The following is a 14926-nucleotide window of genomic DNA, read 5'->3' as shown; positions in this document are numbered from 1 at the left end:
CATCGTCGGGATCTCCCACGCGGACCCTGCCAGGGTAGGCGGGGCCGAGAAGTTTCAGGAATTCCCGAGCAGCCGCTTGACCGGCACCACGTGGAGCACCGCCACGACCACGGCGCCCACCAGCAGCCCCACCAGGGCCGAGGCCAGGGTGTTGACCAGCCAGCCCGCGACGGCGCCGACGGCGGCCAGCGCGTCGTGGGCGCCCTCCTCCAGGTGGTGCACCAGGTCGTAGGGCGCGTGCCAGCCGAGCTCGTCGACACCGACGAGCAGGATGTGGCCGCCGACCCACAGCATCGCCGCGGTGCCGACGACCGAGATCACGGTGAGCAGCTTGGGCATGCCGGCCACCAGGGCGCGGCCGACCTTCTGCGCGAGGGCCGAGGAGCGCTGGGTGAGGCTCAGCCCGACGTCGTCGGTCTTCACGATCAGCGCGACCACGCCGTAGACCAGCACCGTGATCCCGATGGCCACCACCACGAGGATGAGCGCGCGGGAGACGAAGGCCTCCTCGGCGACCTCGTTGAGCGAGATGACCATGATCTCGGCCGAGAGGATCAGGTCGGTGCGGATGGCCCCGGCGACCATCGTCCGCTCCAGCTCCTCCGGCGAGCCCGAGGCGGCCGGGTCGGCCCCGTGGGCGCCGCCGTGACCGCTCAGCTTCTCCCAGACCTTCTCCGCGCCCTCGTAGCAGAGGAACGCACCGCCCAGCATGAGGACGGGCGTGAGCACCCAGGGCAGGAACTGCGAGAGCAGCAGCGCCGCCGGCAGGATGATGAGCAGCTTGTTGCGCAGCGAGCCGATCGCGATCTTGCGGATGATCGGCAGCTCGCGCTGCGCCGCGACGCCCTGCACGTACTGCGGGGTCACCGCCGTGTCGTCGACCACCACGCCGGCGGCCTTCACGCTCGCACGCCCCGCGGCGGCGCCGACGTCGTCGACCGAGGCGGCGGCCAGCTTGGCCAGCGCGGCGACGTCGTCGAGCAGCGCGAACAGCCCGCCGCTCATCGGCGCGGCTCGTCGGTCTGACGGGCCGCACGGGGCGCGGCGGCGGCGGGGGCGGGTCGATGGCTCGGCACGCGCTCACCCTAGCGTCGCGGCCGGGCCTCCCGGGCCGCGTCGGCCGCCGCGTCGGCGACGGCGCCGGCGATGACCTCCGCCTCCTGCGAGGCCACCGCGACGTCGGCGGCGTGGTCGACGCGCTTCTCGGCGAAGCCGAACGGGTCGACCAGGTGGCCCAGCACCGGCGCGACCCGCGGGGAGGCGAGCAGCAGCGCCAGCGCCACGGCCAGCGCCGAGGTCAGCACCAGGCCGAGCCACGGGTGGTCGGCGGTCCACGTCGTATAGCCGGCGTACTCGGCGCCCTTCACGGCGAAGCCGTGGAAGAGGTAGACCACGAGGGTCCAGGCGCCCATGCGCGTGAACCACCCGCCGCGCCGCGGGACCAGCGCGAGGAACGACCAGGCCAGCACCGTGCCGCTGACCAGGAGCACCGAGCGCGTGAGGAAGGCCCGGGTGTCGCTGACGTCGAGCTCGCCGTAGAGCGCGCGGTAGTAGTACCACTCCGTGGAGGCCCAGGTGTCGGTCCAGGTGGTCAGCACCCAGGCCGCGACGAAGGCCACGACGGCCACCGGCCGCAGCCACGGCGCGCGGAGCCGCTCGAGCCGCTGCGGGGTCGCGGCGAGCCCGAGCACGAAGAAGGGCAGCAGCCCCAGCACGCGGGCCATGTCGAGGGTGTCGCCCGCCCACAGCCCCGCGGCCAGGCTGGTCAGGACCGCGACGGCGATCGCCGCCGCGGCCGGCAGCGCGGTGAACACCGGGGTCAGCAGGCGCCAGAAGAAGAGCGCCGAGAGGTACCACATCGGCCAGTGCGGGTCGCGGAACAGGTTCTCCAGCTCCTCGCCCCCGACGTGGATGCGGAAGAGCGCCAGGGCGCACTCGAAGAGCACGTACGGCACCGCCACGGTGCGCACCAGCTGCCACAGCCGGCGCCGGCTCCACGTGAAGGAGCGCGAGAGGTAGCCCGTCACGAACACGAAGGCGGGCACGTGCCAGGCGTAGAGGAAATCGTAGAGGTGGTCGCGCAGCCCGCTCTCGGGCAGCAGCACCCAGGAGTGGCCGAGCACGACCAGGGTCACCAGCGCCATCTTGGCGTTGTCGAACCAGGGGTCGCGGGTGGTCGCCCGTCCAGTCATGCGGCCGCCTCGGTCAGTCGTCGACCAGGCCGAGGCTGACGTACTGCGCGGCGTAGCTGCCCGAGAGCAGCAGCGAGGCGTAGCGCGCGACCTCGGTGGTGGCCTCGGTGGTGACCGTCTCCACCCGCACGCCGCGGGCGTCGGCGGCCGCCGTCAGCCGGCCGCGCTGCTCGCCCACCAGCGGGTCGTCGCTGCCGTCGTCGAGCACGATGAGGATCGGGCGCAGGTCGCCGCCACCGTCGGCGAAGGGGTCGACGAAGACGTCGCGCGGGCGCGCCGCCTCGAGCACGGGCAGCAGCTGCTCGACGTCGCCGGCCAGCGCGTTGCGCCCCGTGGCGCGTCGCAGCGACTCCGCGAGCCGGCGCGCCGCGCGGGCGGCGAGCACCGAGCCGCCCCACACGACCGGGTTGGCGTCGGCCAGCGCGATGGCCAGCATCTTGGCGGGGTTGACCGCGATGTCGCGGTGCGGCGAGCAGGCGATCGCCACCGCGTCGAGCGCCTCCGCGACGCTGTCGGCGTCGGCCCGCGGGCCCAGGCCCACACGGTCGAGGTAGGTGAGCATGACCACCGCGATGGCCAGTTGGTCGGTGGTCGCGGTCGGGAGGATGGTGCTGTAGCGGCCGGCGGCGTGCTCGGCCACGCTCGAGCCGGGCGCGCAGGCCACGACGACCTGGCAGCCGCGGCGCACGGCCTCGGCCAGGGCCGACTTGGTGCCGGGGTCGCCTCCGTCGGGCGCCAGCACGACCACGAGGTCGAGGCTGCCCGCCCAGCCGGGCAGCGACGGGCCGGCCCACGCCACGAACGGCACCGGGCACCACGGCTCCAGCACGGCGCGCAGGAGCCGGGAGTCGGGGCCGGCGGCGATGACGGCGCGCGGGCGGGAGAACTCCTGGCTGCGCACGACCGCCTCGTCGAGGGCGGGGGCGGCCTCGCCCGCCTCGCGGCGCACGCGCGCGCCCGACTCCGCCAGCCCGCGCAGGCGCAGGTCGGCCGTCGAGAGGGCGGCCTCGTCGTCGAGCCGGGACTCGTCGAACCAGCTCACGGCGTGCGGGCCTCGTCGACGAGCAGCACGGGGATGTCGTCGCGCACCGGGTAGGCCAGCCCGCAGCCCTGGCAGACCAGCTCGACGGCCCCCGCGGCGGCGGGGGTCTCGGTCAGGTCGGAGCGGCAGGCGGGGCACACGATGATCGCCAGCAGCGAGGGGTCGAGCGCCATCAGAGCGCCCCTCCCCCACGGATCAGGCCCAGGACCTCGTCGCGGATGGTGCTCATGGTCTCCTCGTCCCTGCCCTCGGCGTTGAGCCGGAGGAGCGGTTCGGTGTTGGACGGCCTCACGTTGAAGGTCCAGTCGGCATGGGTCACGCTCAGCCCGTCGAGCCGGTCGACGGTGACCCCGGGTCGCTCGGCGTACGCCGCCTCGACGGTGGCCATGACGGCCACGGGGTCGGCGACGGTGGAGTTGATCTCGCCGCTGACGGGATAGGGGTCGTAGTCGGCCAGCAGGCTCGACAGCGGCTGGTCGGTCTCCGCCAGCGCGGCGAGCACGTGCAGGGCGGCCAGCATGCCCGAGTCGGCCCGCCAGAAGTCGCGGAAGTAGAAGTGGCCGCTGTGCTCGCCGCCGAAGACCGCGTCGGTCTCGGCCATCGTGGCCTTGATGAAGGAGTGGCCGACGCGGGTGCGCACCGGCGTGCCGCCCAGGCGCGTGACCAGCTCGGGCACCGCCCGGCTGGTGATGAGGTTGTGGATGACCGTCGCGCCCGGCTCCTTGGCCAGCTCGCGGGCGGCGATGAGGGCGGTGACCGCCGAGGGCGGCACCGGCACGCCGCGCTCGTCGACGAGGAAGCAGCGGTCGGCGTCGCCGTCGAAGGCCAGCCCGACGTCGGCGCCCTCGGCGAGCACCCGGGCCTGGAGGTCGCGCAGGTTCTCCGCGTCGATCGGGTTGGCCTCGTGGTGGGGGAAGGTGCCGTCGAGCTCGAAGTACATCGGCACCAGGTCGACGACGTCGGCGCCGAGGCGCTCGAAGACGGCGGGCGCGGTGTGGCCGGCCATGCCGTTGCCGGCGTCGGCGACCACGCGCAGCGGGCGACCCCGACCGCCGGTGCCGACCGGGGCGAGCGAGAGCAGGTGCGCGGCGTAGGCCTCGAGCACGTCGTGCTCGCTGATCGAGCCGGTCGAGGCGGTGAGCGGCCCGTCGGGCGCGAGGACCCGGTCACGGATCTCGGCGAGCCCGGTGTCCAGCCCGATGGGCGCGGCGTGCGCGCGGCAGAGCTTCATCCCGTTGTACTGGGCCGGGTTGTGGCTCGCCGTGAACATCACGCCCGGCAGGCCGAGGTGGCCCGAGGCGAAGTAGAGCTGGTCGGTCGAGGCGAGCCCGATGTGGACGACGTCGGCGCCCGCCTCGCTCGCACCTTCGGCGAAGGCGCCCGCCATGCCCGGCGAGCTCGGTCGCATGTCGTGCCCGACGACGACGGTCGTGGCCCCCACGACCTCCACGAACGCGCGCCCCACCGCCCGGGCGAGCTCCTCGTCGATCTGGTCGGGCACGGTCCCGCGCACGTCGTAGGCCTTGAAGACGGCCGCGATCGAAGCGGCGTCGAGGGTCGAGGGCATGACCGGAGCCTAGTCGTGGCGACCGTGGCTCCGCGCGGTGGTGGAGCGCTACGCCCCGGTGGCGCGCCGACACGGTCGTGCCGCGGCGGCTCCGACCGCACGTCGCGCCACCTCCGCCCGGTGCTCGAGCAGGGAGCCGCAACGCTCGTCGAGGGCCCCGTGGTCCACGAGGCAGCGCCAGCCGACCCGACCGGCTCGCCCGAGAGATGGCGGCGTGCGACCGGTCGACGGCCGCCGACGGTGTCGTCGCCCGCCACTCGACGCAGCCGTCCACCGGGCCGATCACCGGGCCGATCACCGGGCTGGTCAGCTGGTCAGCTGGTCGGTGGTCAGTGGTCGGTCGTGAGCATGCGCAGGTGGCCCTTGCGGCCGGTCTCGCGTCCGGAGCCCGACTCGGAGGTCTGCTGCCGGGGATCGCCGACGACCTCGGGGGCCGGGCGGCGCGGCGCCGGCCGGGCGGCCTCGCGCACGGCGTCGGCGAGCGCGAGCAGGTCGTCGTTCGACGGGCCGCGGTCGACGGTGTCGCGCTGCAGGCGCAGCACCTCCCACCCGCGCGGGGCCGAGAGGCGCTCGCTGTGGGCCTCGCAGAGGTCGTAGGCGTGCGGCTCGGCGTAGGTCGCCAGGGGGCCCAGGACGGCGGTCTGGTCGGCGTAGACGTAGGTCAGGGTCATGACGGCGGGCCGGCCGCACGCGGTGCGGGAGCAGCGGCGGGCGGAGGTCACGCGGTGACGCTACCCCGCCACCGGTGCGCATCGGATTAGGCTCGCCCCGTGCCTCCCCCGACGCCTGAGACCACCCGCGGCGGACCGCGTCGCCGCGACCGCCGGGGCCGCGGCATGCGCGGTCCCGCGGTGATGCCGCAGCGCCCCGGCACGGTCGCCGTGCGCACCGCGCGGGAGCGCTTCGACCGGCTCGTCGTCGACATCGTCAGCGAGATCGACGAGCGCTGGCAGGACCGCCTCGGCCTGGTCGAGTACGGCGTCGAGGACACCCCCCAGGTGCCCGACGACTGGACGAGCGAGACCGTGCCGCTCTCGACCCTCGTGCCCGCCAGCGGCGGGCGGCCGGCCCGTCTGGTGGTCTTCCGCAGGCCGATCGAGCACCGCGCCGAGACCCGCTCGGAGCTCGAGGCGCTCGTGCTCACCGTCGTGGTGGAGCAGGTCGCCGACCTGCTGGGCATGGCTGCGGAGGACGTCGACCCGAGGTACTCCGACCTCGACGACTGACCCTGGCCGCGCAGTCCGCCTCAGCCGAGCCCGGGGCGTACGGCGGGGACCAGTGCGCTGCGCACGAGATCGCGCAGCGGCACCACCACCGACCCGTCGGGGCCGGCGCGCAGCAGGGAGGCGACCACCTCGGCACGTGACGGCACCACCCGCACCAGCACGGCACCGGCGGGCAGCGCGAGGCTCGTGCCGCGGTCGGGGCCGACCTCGGTCCGTCGGGTGCGCAGCGGTCGACCCTCGGCGTCCCACGCCTCCACCTCGACCACGCCGGCGGTGGCGGCGCCGCCCAGGACCAGCTCGGCCCCACCGGGGCCCGGGGGCACGACGGCCGCGGTGGCGCCCGTGACCAGCGGCCCGGCGACCGTCTCGGCGAGGTCGCCGTCGACGGAGGACCGCAGCGTGGCGGTGACGGGCGCGGAGGAGGTGAGCGCCAGGCCCAGCGCGCCGTCGGCCGCCGGTGACGACAGCAGGGCACCGAGCGAGACCACCTTGACGCTGCCGGGGTCGACGACGAGCTCCGGCAGCTCCTCGGGCGCGAACACCGACTGCGCGGTCACGATCCCCACCTGCACCCTGACCGCGTCCTCACCGGGGTTGGCGACCACGAGGGTGCGGCGACCGTCACCGGGCGGCACCCCGAGCAGCAGGTTGTCGGTGCGGGGCTCGGCCTGCGACGGCAGCCACTCCCGGGAGGCCGCTGCTGCGCCGAGCTCCTCGAAGGAGTCGACGACGGTGGCGGCGATGCGGCCCCGGTCGGTCGTGACCCGCAGGGTGAGCTCCTCGCGGCGTGGGACGAGCTCGGCGAGGTCGAGGCGCAGCGTGCGTCCGGGCCCCACCGCGACGCCGCGCAGCCGCTCGGCGTCGAGGGCGCCGGACTGGCTGTAGACGGCGACGTCGGCGACGGCCGGGCCGCCGTCGGGGTTGTGCAGCTCGAGCACGGAGGTGTGGGCCCCGCCGGCGCCCACGCCGGTGAACCACTGGTCGGAGGACGGCGGCGGGCAGTCCACCGCGCTCGTCGCGTCGCGGGCCGAGCGCCCGGCGACCAGGCCGGGCGCCCTCTCGCCCTCGCCGGTGACCTCGACGCTGCCGTCGTCGTCGAGCCCGGCGGTGACCCCGTCGCCGACCTCGACCTCCTCCTCGCCCGCGGCCACCGTGCCAGGGGCGCCGGCGTCGCTGCCGACCACGACCCGACCGCCGTCGGCGGCACGCGGGCACACCAGGGTGCTGCGCGTCAGGGCGGCCTCCGACGGTGGCTGGACCCCCGGTGCGGCCACCTCGTCGGGACCACCCACCGCGAGCGCGGACAGCAGCACCAGCAGCGGCAGCACGACCGCCAGGACGACGGTGGGCGCCAGACGTCCCCCCCGGACCTGCTCCGACCTGCGACCGCTCATCGCGCTCGCCTCCTCTCACGGGTGGGTGCGCCGAGCACCACGACCGCCACCGCACCGAGCAGCTGCACGCCGAGGAGCGCGACGTGGAGCCACGAGCGCGGCCCGTCGAGGGCGGCGGGGTCGAGCTCGCGGGCGACGCGCCAGGCGCGGGTCGAGCGGTCCTCGGCGCTGGCCTGCACCAGGCCGCCGGTGGCGTCGAGGTCGGCGGCGACGTCGCCGTCGGCGGGCGAGGGCAGCACAACGTACTCGATCCCCTCCCCGGCGAGGGCGTCGACGACCGCAGGGGTCGGGCGGGCGGTCAGCTCGCGAACGTCGGCGGCCAGGCTGCCGTCGCCCCCGCCGAGCGCCAGCACCTCGTCCTCGCCGAGGGTGGTGCCGTCGCCGCGCACGACGGAGTAGGTGAGGCCCTGCGACACGTCGCCGCGCAGCACCAGGATGCCGTGCTCGGGGCCGAGCTCGGCGCGCTGCACCATGTAGGCCGGGATGTCGTCGTCGACGGAGTCGGCGAGGGCGTCGTCGGGCCCCGCCACGAACCACCCGAGGGTGGCCAGCGGCACGAGCCCGGCCAGGGCGGCACCGACCAGGACCCCGCCCCGCAGCAGTCCCCGGGCCTCGCGCCTGGCCGACTCCCAGGCCCCCATCGCCCCCAGGACGGTCGCGGTGACGAGAGCGCCCTGGAGCAGCACGACGAGCGCACCGAGGCCGGCCGGCGTCGAGGTGGCCGCCAGGGCGAACGAGACCGAGGAGAGGCCCAGCGCGAGCAGGGCCGCGACGGCGGCGGCCAGCCAGCACACCAGCACCGGCACCCGCGTCGCGCGCGGCACCAGCGCGAGCACGGCCAGCACGGCGGGCACGAGCCCGAGCGCCACCGGGGCGCCGAGGTCGCTGACCCGTCCGGCCAGCAGGTCGAGCCCCCCGAGCGCGGCGTGCGGGAGGCGGCCCGGCTCGAGCAGCAGGCCGGCGCCCGCGCCCTCGCCCAGCGCGCCGACCCACCACGGCGAGAGCAGCACCACCGGCACGAGCAGGGCGGTGACCGGGGGGCCCCAGACCGAGCGGTCGCGCACCACCGCGCGGAGCAGGAGCGCGGCGCACAGCAGCACGACCACGCCCAGGACGGCGGCGAAGAGCCACGCCGCCGGACCGAAGGCGGTGACGAGGGCCAGCAGCAGACCGCTGCGCCAGGCCGCGCGCCAGCGGCGGTCGGGCGCCGGGTCGGCGAACCCGAGGGCGGCGTGGGCCAGCCACGGCAGCAGCGCGGCGGCCACGACCGGCCCGAGGCGACCGGCGCCCCAGGCCCCGCTGGCCACGGGCACGAGCGCGAAGGCCGTCGACCCCCACAGCAGCAGCCAGCGCGGCATCCCGCGCGGCGAGACCAGGCGGCCCACCACACGCAGGAAGCGCCACGAGCCCCACAGCGCCACCGGCACCGCCAGCACCAGCACCGCGCTCAGCGCCGCGGCGGGCGAGCCGAGCAGCAGGCCGCCCAGCAGCGCGAGCGGAGCGACGTACGGCGGAGCGGGCACGGCCGTCCCCTGCCCGATGGCGTGCCACGACTCGGTGTGCAGGCGCCACCACGAGCCGACCGCGTCGGGCACCGGCGAGAGCGCGCCGCCCACGACCGACCCGAAGGCCTCGCGCGCTCCCACCACGGCGAGGAGCACGACCAGGGTCAGCACGATCGCGACGGGGTTGGTGACGAAGCGCGCGACGACACCGGTGTCGGCGTAGGGGGCGTCCTCGTCGTCCTCGGCCGGTCGCCGCGCGGCGAAGGAGGCCGGGTCGAGCTCGGCCGCGGCGGCGCGTCGCCGCTCGGCGACGTCGGCGGCCTGGTCGGTGGCGGCGGCGAGGAGGTCGGACACGGCGTCGAGGCCGTGGCGGTAGGGCAGCCAGCGTGGCGCGAGGAGGCCGCGCACCTCCTCCGACGGGGCGGTGCGGGCCTCACGACGCTCGCGACGCGCGGCCAGCACGGCCCGCGGCCGGGCGGCGATGTTGACCAGGGCGGCGAGCTCGTCGAGGGCCTCGCCCACCGCCCGCACCAGCAGGAACCCCACGACGCGCAGCAGCGTGCCGAGGGCCAGGCGCAGCGCCTGCAGGGGCCAGAGCCGGTGGTCGGAGTTGACGAGCAGGGTCCACAGCGCGGCGCGCCGCTCCTGGTAGTGGGTGTGGCGTCCGGTCAGGGGCGTGCGGCGCAGCCCCCGGTGGGCGGCCTCGGCGTGGAAGACGACGGCGCTGGGCACGACGAGCGTGTGGTGGCCGGCGGCAGCGGCGCGCCAGCCGAAGTCGAGGTCGTTGCCGAAGATCGGGAGGTGCTCGTCGAAGCCGCCCACCTCGTCGAGCGCCGAGCGGCGCACGAGCATCCCCGCGGTGTTGACGGCCAGCACCCGGCGCACCTGGTCGTGCTGGCCCTGGTCGTACTCGCCGCGCTCGAGACCGGTCTCGCGGCGCCCCGTGCCCGAGATCGTCGCGCCGACCTCCAGGAGGCGTCGCAGCGAGGGCCACTCGCGCAGCTTGGGGCCCAGCACCGCGGCCTCGGGGTGCTCGGCCGCCGCGGCGAGGAGGGCCTCGAGGGCGCCGGGGTCGGGGTTGGCGTCGTCGTGGAGGAGCCAGACCCAGTCGTCGGGGGCGGTGCCGGGGGCGCCGTGGGGTCCGGCGTCGACCCGGGCGAGGCCCTCGCGCACCGCGGCGGGGTAGGACGTCGAGCCCGGCACCACGTGGACCGGCCCGAAGGCGGCCTCGAGCAGGGCCACGCTGTCGTCGCGGCTGGTCGTGTCGACGGCGACGACGCGATCGACGGGCCGGGTCTGGCCCGTCACGCCGTCGACGACCGCGGGCAGCCAGCGCGCTCCGTCGTGGCTGACCACGAGGGCGACGACGGCAGGGCTTTCCGAGGCGGGCACGACCGCAGACCCTAACCGCCGCGGTGGGGACGCCGAAATGAGAGCGGCCCCGGTCGAGGACCGGGGCCTGCACTCAGACTGCGCGCTTCTTCAGCTTGCGGCGCTCCCTCTCGGAGAGCCCGCCCCAGATGCCGAAGCGCTCGTCGTTCATCAACGCCGACTCGAGGCAGTCGTCTCGGACCTCGCAGGTGAGGCACACCTTCTTGGCCTCCCTGGTCGATCCCCCCTTCTCGGGGAAGAAAGCCTCCGGGTCGGTCTGCGCACAGAGTGCACGCTCCTGCCAGCCCGCCTCGTCGGCGTCGGATTCGAGGAGAAAGAGTTCTCTCACGGCGCTCGCCCTTTCGACCCTGCATTGCTCTGGTGGTGCATGAGGTGTTGCTCGTGGGGGTGTGCTGCCCGCGGCTGCGGCCGGGCCGGGAACCAGGTGGAACCGTGAACAACACTGCGGGAATTACATGCCTGTCGTGCACCGTAAGTCAAGCCCGGTTCTGGTATGGCACCATCCCGCGCGCGCACCACGACCGACCGGCTGCCGGGCATGGCCCGGACGGGCCATGGCGGGCCACCCGCCCGTGCCTGCCGCACGGTCCTCGGCCCGGGTGCGGCACAGTGGAGCCCATGCGCGAGATCACCGTCCTGTCCGGCGGCATGGGCGGGGCCCGCTTCCTCCAGGGCCTGCTCCACGGCATCGCCGAGGGGCTGCTGCCCGGGGTCGCCCCCGACGCCCGGGTCACCGTGGTGGCCAACACCGCCGACGACCTGTGGGTCCACGGCCTCAAGGTCTGCCCCGACCTCGACACCGTCATGTACACCCTCGGCGACGGCATCGACCCCGAGCGCGGCTGGGGTCGGCGCGAGGAGACGTGGAGCGTGCGCACCGAGCTGGCCGAGTACGGCGTGGAGCCGACCTGGTTCGGGCTCGGCGACCGCGACGTGGCCACCCACCTGGTGCGCACGCAGATGCTCGACGCCGGCTACCCGCTCTCCCAGGTCACCGAGGCGCTGTGCCGACGCTGGCGGCCGGGCGTCCGTCTGCTCCCGATGAGCGACGACCGGGTCGAGACCCACGTGGCGATCGCCGACGCCGAGGCGCCGAGCGGTCGGCGCGTCGTGCACTTCCAGGAGTACTGGGTCCGCCTGCGCGCCTCGGTACCGGCCGAGGCCGTGGTGGTGGTGGGCCTCGACGAGGCGCGCCCGGCCCCCGGCGTCGTGGAGGCCGTGGCCGAGGCCGACCTCGTGCTCGTGCCCCCCTCCAACCCCGTCGTGTCGGTCGGCACCATCCTCGGCGTGCCCGGGATCCGCGAGACCCTGCGCGCCACCGCCGCTCCCGTGGTCGGCCTCTCCCCCATCGTCGGCGGCACCCACGTGCGCGGCATGGCGGCCCAGGTCCTGCCCGCGATCGGTGTCGAGGTCAGCGCCCGGGCGGTCGGGCTGCACTACGGCGCCCGCTCCGCCGGCGGGGTCCTCGACGGCTGGCTGGTCGACTCCGCCGACGCCGACGCCCTCCCCGCGCTGCGCGAGGCCGGGCTGGCCGCCGAGGCCGTGCCGCTGATGATGACCGACGTCGACGCGACGGCCCGGATGGTCGGGGCCGCACTGGCCCTGGTGGCCGCCCCCCGCCCGTGAGCGGTGCTGCTGCGGGCGGTGCCCTGAGCGTCGTGGCCCCCGACGGCGTGCCCGAGGTCGGGGCGGGCGACGACCTCGTCGGACTGCTGCTGCCGCTGGTCGCGCTGCAGGACGGCGACGTCCTGGTCGTCACCAGCAAGGTCGTCAGCAAGGCCGAGGGCCGGGTGCGCGTCGGCGGGCGCGAGGAGGCCGTGGCCGAGGAGACCGTGCGGGTGGTCGCACGTCGTGGCCCGACCCGCATCGTGCGGACCCGCCACGGGCTGACCATGGCCGCGGCCGGCGTGGACGCCTCCAACGTCGCGCGCGGCTCGGTCGTGCTGCTCCCCCTCGACCCCGACCGCTCGGCGCGCGGCCTGCGCGAGGAGGTCCGGCGCCGCTCGGGCCGCAACGTGGCCGTGGTCGTCACCGACACCGCCGGCCGCGCCTGGCGCGAGGGGCAGACCGACATCGCGGTGGGGGCGGCCGGCCTGCGCGTCGCCGAGGACTACGCCGGCCGGGTGGACGCCCACGGCAACGAGCTGGCCGTGACGCTGCCCGCGGTCGCCGACGAGATCGCCGGCGCCGCGGAGCTGGCGCAGGGCAAGCTCGGGGCCCGTCCGGTGGCCGTGGTGCGCGGCCGGGCCGACCTCGTCCTCCCCCCGGACGACCACGGCCCGGGTGCCCGCACGCTGGTGCGTCCCGAGGGCGGCGACCTCTTCGGGTTCGGCGCCCGCGAGGCGGTGGTGCGGGCCCTGGCCGGCGACCCGGCCGACCGGGCTCCCTTCGGGGCTCCGGCCACCGCCGAGGAGCTGGCCGACGCCGTCGGGCTCGTCACCGGCCGGCGACCGCGTCCCGGTCCCGACGGAGGCCTGCGCGCCCCGGCCCACCCCGCCCTGGCCGCCCTCGCCTTCGCCCACGGCTGGCTGGTGGAGCCGCCGGGGTCACCGCTCGGTGACGATCGGGCCGCCGAGGCCCACCTGCGCCCGCCGGGTCCGTAGACTCACCCGGCAGGCTCACCCGAGAGGGGGACCCGCACCGACCCGCGCACCCGCACCCCGAGCACCGAGGGACACCAGCACCGTGGCCAAGCCCGCCAAGACAGACCGCCAGGCGAAGATCGACGCGATCCGCAAGTCCCAGAAGGGCGCCGAGAAGCGCCAGGGCTTCGTCATCGTCGGTGTCTGCGCCGCGATCGCCCTGGCCCTCATCGGTGCCGCCGTGTGGGGCCCCGTCACCGGGTGGCTCGACAAGCGGGAGTACGCCGACCTCGCGGTCTCCGAGATCGGCGCGCCCGCCTCGGCCTGCACCGACGTGACCACGAAGAAGGCCGACGGCGTCCAGGACCACGTGCCCGACGGCACCACGGTCGACTACAAGACGAGCCCCCCGGCCTTCGGCGCCCACTGGAACATCGCGGGCGAGGCCCCCGCCACCATGTCTCGCAAGGTCTACACCGACGACCGCCCGGCCCTCGAGGCCCTGGTGCACAACCTCGAGCACGGCTACACGATCCTCTGGTACGACGAGACCATCGCCGACGACGACGAGGCGATGACCGAGATCCGCGCGATCGCCGACAAGTACGAGGGCACCAGCAACCAGCGCGACAAGTTCATCGCCGCGCCCTGGACCTCCGAGGACGGCGACGCCTTCCCCGACGACGCGCACGTCGCCTTCACCCACTGGTCGGCCGGCGGCCAGGGCGAGACCGACACGACCAAGCAGGTCGGCGCCTTCCAGTACTGCTCGGGCCCCAGCGGCGCCGCGCTCGACGCCTTCATGGTCGAGTACCCCTACTTCGACAGCCCCGAGCCCAACGGCATGTGACACGGGGCCGCGCCCTCAGGTCAGCCGGGTCCGGCCCGACTCGGTGAGGGCGGCCACGACCGCCTTGACCTCCTGGGCCCGGGCCCGCGTGGTCACCAGCAGGGCGTCGGGGGTGTCGACGACGACCACGTCGTCGAGCCCGACGACCGCGACGAGCCGACCCGAGGGCACCACCAGGCCGGTGCTGTCCACGGCCTCCACGAGCGACGCGTCGCCCAGCACCACGGGCCCCGTCGCCGCGTCGGCGCCGTCGGCGCCGAGCAGCGCGGCGAGGGAGTCGAAGTCGCCCACGTCCTCCCAGCCGAAGCCGGCGGGCACCGTCGCCACCCGGCCCGCGGCGGCCGCGGGCTCGGCCACGGCGTGGTCGACCGCGATGCGGGGCAGGCCCGGCCACAGCTCCTCCAGCCGCGAGCCGTCGGCGGCGATCGCGCGCAGGTCGGCGGCGAACTGCGGGTGCCACTGGGCCAGCAGGTCCAGCAGCACACCGGGGCGGACGACGAACATGCCGGCGTTCCACCGGTAGCCGCCGCTCGCGAGGTAGCCGGCCGCGACCTCGGGCGAGGGCTTCTCCACGAAGGAGGCCACCCGTGCCGCGCCGGGGTGGCCCTCGAGGTCCTCGCCCTGCTGCACGTAGCCGAAGGCCGAGGACGGGTGGGTCGGCTCGATGCCGATGGTCACCAGCCAGCCGTCGCGGGCCACCTCGACCGCGGTGGTGACCACGGCGGCGAAGACGGCGGGCTCGGTGATGACGTGGTCGGCGGCGAAGGAGCCCATCACCGCGTCGGGGTCGGCGCGCTCCAGCAGCGCGGCCGCCAGGCCGATCGCGGCCATCGAGTCGCGCGGCGTCGGCTCGGCGAGCACGGCCTCGGCGGCCACCTGCGGGAGCTGGCGCACCACCGCCGGGCGGTGGGCGGCGCCGGTGACGACGACGAAGCGGTCCTCGGCGAGCGGCTCGAGCCGGTCGACGGTCTCCTGGAGCAGCGTGCGCCCCTCGCCGCGCAGGTCGCGCAGGAACTTCGGCGCCGCGGCGCGGGACAGGGGCCACAGCCGGGTGCCGGCACCACCGGCCGGCACCACCGCCCAGAAGTGGTCGAGGGGTGCAGGGGGCGTGCTCGGCACGTCGGTGCCCGGGGCGCTCATGGGGCCTCACCCTAGGGCGTGGCCGAGGTCACCGGC

The 14926-nt window shown here is 75.8% G+C and carries 14 protein-coding genes; 4 read left to right on the top strand and 10 right to left on the bottom strand.

The window, feature by feature from the left end:
• Window positions 1-54 precede the first annotated feature (54 nt).
• From ASF50_RS05650 to ASF50_RS05630, 6 genes are all read right to left on the bottom strand, one after another.
• Complete coding sequence (locus ASF50_RS05650) at window positions 55-1005, bottom strand: DUF808 domain-containing protein (RefSeq protein WP_056863961.1); 951 nt, start codon at window positions 1003-1005, stop codon at window positions 55-57.
• 80 nt (window positions 1006-1085) lie between these two features.
• Window positions 1086-2192 carry an acyltransferase family protein gene (locus ASF50_RS05645; protein ID WP_056863960.1) on the bottom strand — a complete coding sequence of 369 codons (1107 nt, stop codon included), beginning with the start codon at window positions 2190-2192 and terminating at the stop codon, window positions 1086-1088.
• A gap of 13 nt (window positions 2193-2205) precedes the next feature.
• Window positions 2206-3234: an SIS domain-containing protein gene (locus tag ASF50_RS05640; protein ID WP_056903731.1), complete on the bottom strand. Its 1029-nt coding sequence runs from the start codon at window positions 3232-3234 to the stop codon at window positions 2206-2208.
• Entirely contained in the window at window positions 3231-3407 is a 177-nt protein-coding gene (locus ASF50_RS18360; RefSeq protein ID WP_082500203.1) for a Trm112 family protein, read from the bottom strand. The genes ASF50_RS05640 and ASF50_RS18360 overlap by 4 nt, the downstream gene beginning before the upstream one ends.
• Entirely contained in the window at window positions 3407-4801 is a 1395-nt protein-coding gene (locus ASF50_RS05635; RefSeq protein ID WP_056863958.1) for a phosphomannomutase/phosphoglucomutase, read from the bottom strand. The genes ASF50_RS18360 and ASF50_RS05635 overlap by 1 nt, the downstream gene beginning before the upstream one ends.
• Window positions 4802-5130: 329 nt before the next feature.
• Entirely contained in the window at window positions 5131-5523 is a 393-nt protein-coding gene (locus tag ASF50_RS05630; RefSeq protein ID WP_056863957.1) for a DUF3499 domain-containing protein, read from the bottom strand.
• A gap of 48 nt (window positions 5524-5571) precedes the next feature.
• Here ASF50_RS05630 and ASF50_RS05625 point away from each other — a divergent pair, with 48 nt between their 5' ends.
• The gene (locus ASF50_RS05625; RefSeq protein WP_056863956.1) at window positions 5572-6027 is read left to right on the top strand and encodes a metallopeptidase family protein; all 456 of its coding nucleotides are present in this window, start codon (window positions 5572-5574) and stop codon (window positions 6025-6027) included.
• 20 nt (window positions 6028-6047) lie between these two features.
• On the opposite strand, the gene ASF50_RS05620 is transcribed toward ASF50_RS05625, so the two are convergent.
• The 3 genes from ASF50_RS05620 to ASF50_RS05610 form a co-directional block, all read right to left on the bottom strand.
• The gene (locus ASF50_RS05620; RefSeq protein WP_056903730.1) at window positions 6048-7421 is read right to left on the bottom strand and encodes a DUF5719 family protein; all 1374 of its coding nucleotides are present in this window, start codon (window positions 7419-7421) and stop codon (window positions 6048-6050) included.
• On the bottom strand, window positions 7418-10318 hold the full coding sequence (locus tag ASF50_RS05615; protein ID WP_082502783.1) for a glycosyltransferase family 2 protein: 2901 nt from the start codon (window positions 10316-10318) through the stop codon (window positions 7418-7420). The genes ASF50_RS05620 and ASF50_RS05615 overlap by 4 nt, the downstream gene beginning before the upstream one ends.
• Before the next feature lie 73 nt (window positions 10319-10391).
• Window positions 10392-10646, bottom strand: coding sequence for a WhiB family transcriptional regulator (locus ASF50_RS05610; protein ID WP_056863953.1), 255 nt, complete (start codon window positions 10644-10646; stop codon window positions 10392-10394).
• A 290-nt stretch (window positions 10647-10936) separates the two neighbouring features.
• On the opposite strand from ASF50_RS05610, the gene cofD reads away from it, so the two are divergent.
• From cofD to ASF50_RS05595, 3 genes are all read left to right on the top strand, one after another.
• On the top strand, window positions 10937-11944 hold the full coding sequence (gene cofD / locus ASF50_RS05605; RefSeq protein WP_056904252.1) for a 2-phospho-L-lactate transferase: 1008 nt from the start codon (window positions 10937-10939) through the stop codon (window positions 11942-11944).
• Between the two features lie 32 nt (window positions 11945-11976).
• Window positions 11977-12921 (top strand): coenzyme F420-0:L-glutamate ligase, encoded by a 945-nt coding sequence (cofE, locus tag ASF50_RS05600; protein WP_235557562.1) that lies wholly within the window; start codon window positions 11977-11979, stop codon window positions 12919-12921.
• 82 nt (window positions 12922-13003) lie between these two features.
• On the top strand, window positions 13004-13750 hold the full coding sequence (locus tag ASF50_RS05595) for a DUF3105 domain-containing protein (RefSeq protein WP_056863951.1): 747 nt from the start codon (window positions 13004-13006) through the stop codon (window positions 13748-13750).
• Between the two features lie 15 nt (window positions 13751-13765).
• Here the strand turns inward: ASF50_RS05595 and ASF50_RS05590 are convergent, their stop codons facing one another.
• Entirely contained in the window at window positions 13766-14890 is a 1125-nt protein-coding gene (locus ASF50_RS05590) for a mannose-1-phosphate guanylyltransferase (RefSeq protein ID WP_056863950.1), read from the bottom strand.
• Window positions 14891-14926 lie beyond the last annotated feature (36 nt).

The organism is Nocardioides sp. Leaf307, from assembly GCF_001423135.1.
Lineage (GTDB): Bacteria > Actinomycetota > Actinomycetes > Propionibacteriales > Nocardioidaceae > Nocardioides > Nocardioides kribbensis.
The sequence above is the reverse complement of the archived record's forward strand: the minus strand, read 5'-3'. Positions and strand labels throughout refer to the sequence as shown.

Coding starts and splice junctions, on each gene's coding strand:
- ASF50_RS05635 (WP_056863958.1), bottom strand. CDS start 4,801: ATGCCCTCGACCCTCGACGCCGCTTCGATCGCGGCCGTCTTCAAGGCC.
- ASF50_RS05620 (WP_056903730.1), bottom strand. CDS start 7,421: ATGAGCGGTCGCAGGTCGGAGCAGGTCCGGGGGGGACGTCTGGCGCCC.
- ASF50_RS05645 (WP_056863960.1), bottom strand. CDS start 2,192: ATGACTGGACGGGCGACCACCCGCGACCCCTGGTTCGACAACGCCAAG.
- ASF50_RS05590 (WP_056863950.1), bottom strand. CDS start 14,890: ATGAGCGCCCCGGGCACCGACGTGCCGAGCACGCCCCCTGCACCCCTC.
- cofD (WP_056904252.1), top strand. CDS start 10,937: ATGCGCGAGATCACCGTCCTGTCCGGCGGCATGGGCGGGGCCCGCTTC.
- ASF50_RS18360 (WP_082500203.1), bottom strand. CDS start 3,407: ATGGCGCTCGACCCCTCGCTGCTGGCGATCATCGTGTGCCCCGCCTGC.
- ASF50_RS05650 (WP_056863961.1), bottom strand. CDS start 1,005: ATGAGCGGCGGGCTGTTCGCGCTGCTCGACGACGTCGCCGCGCTGGCC.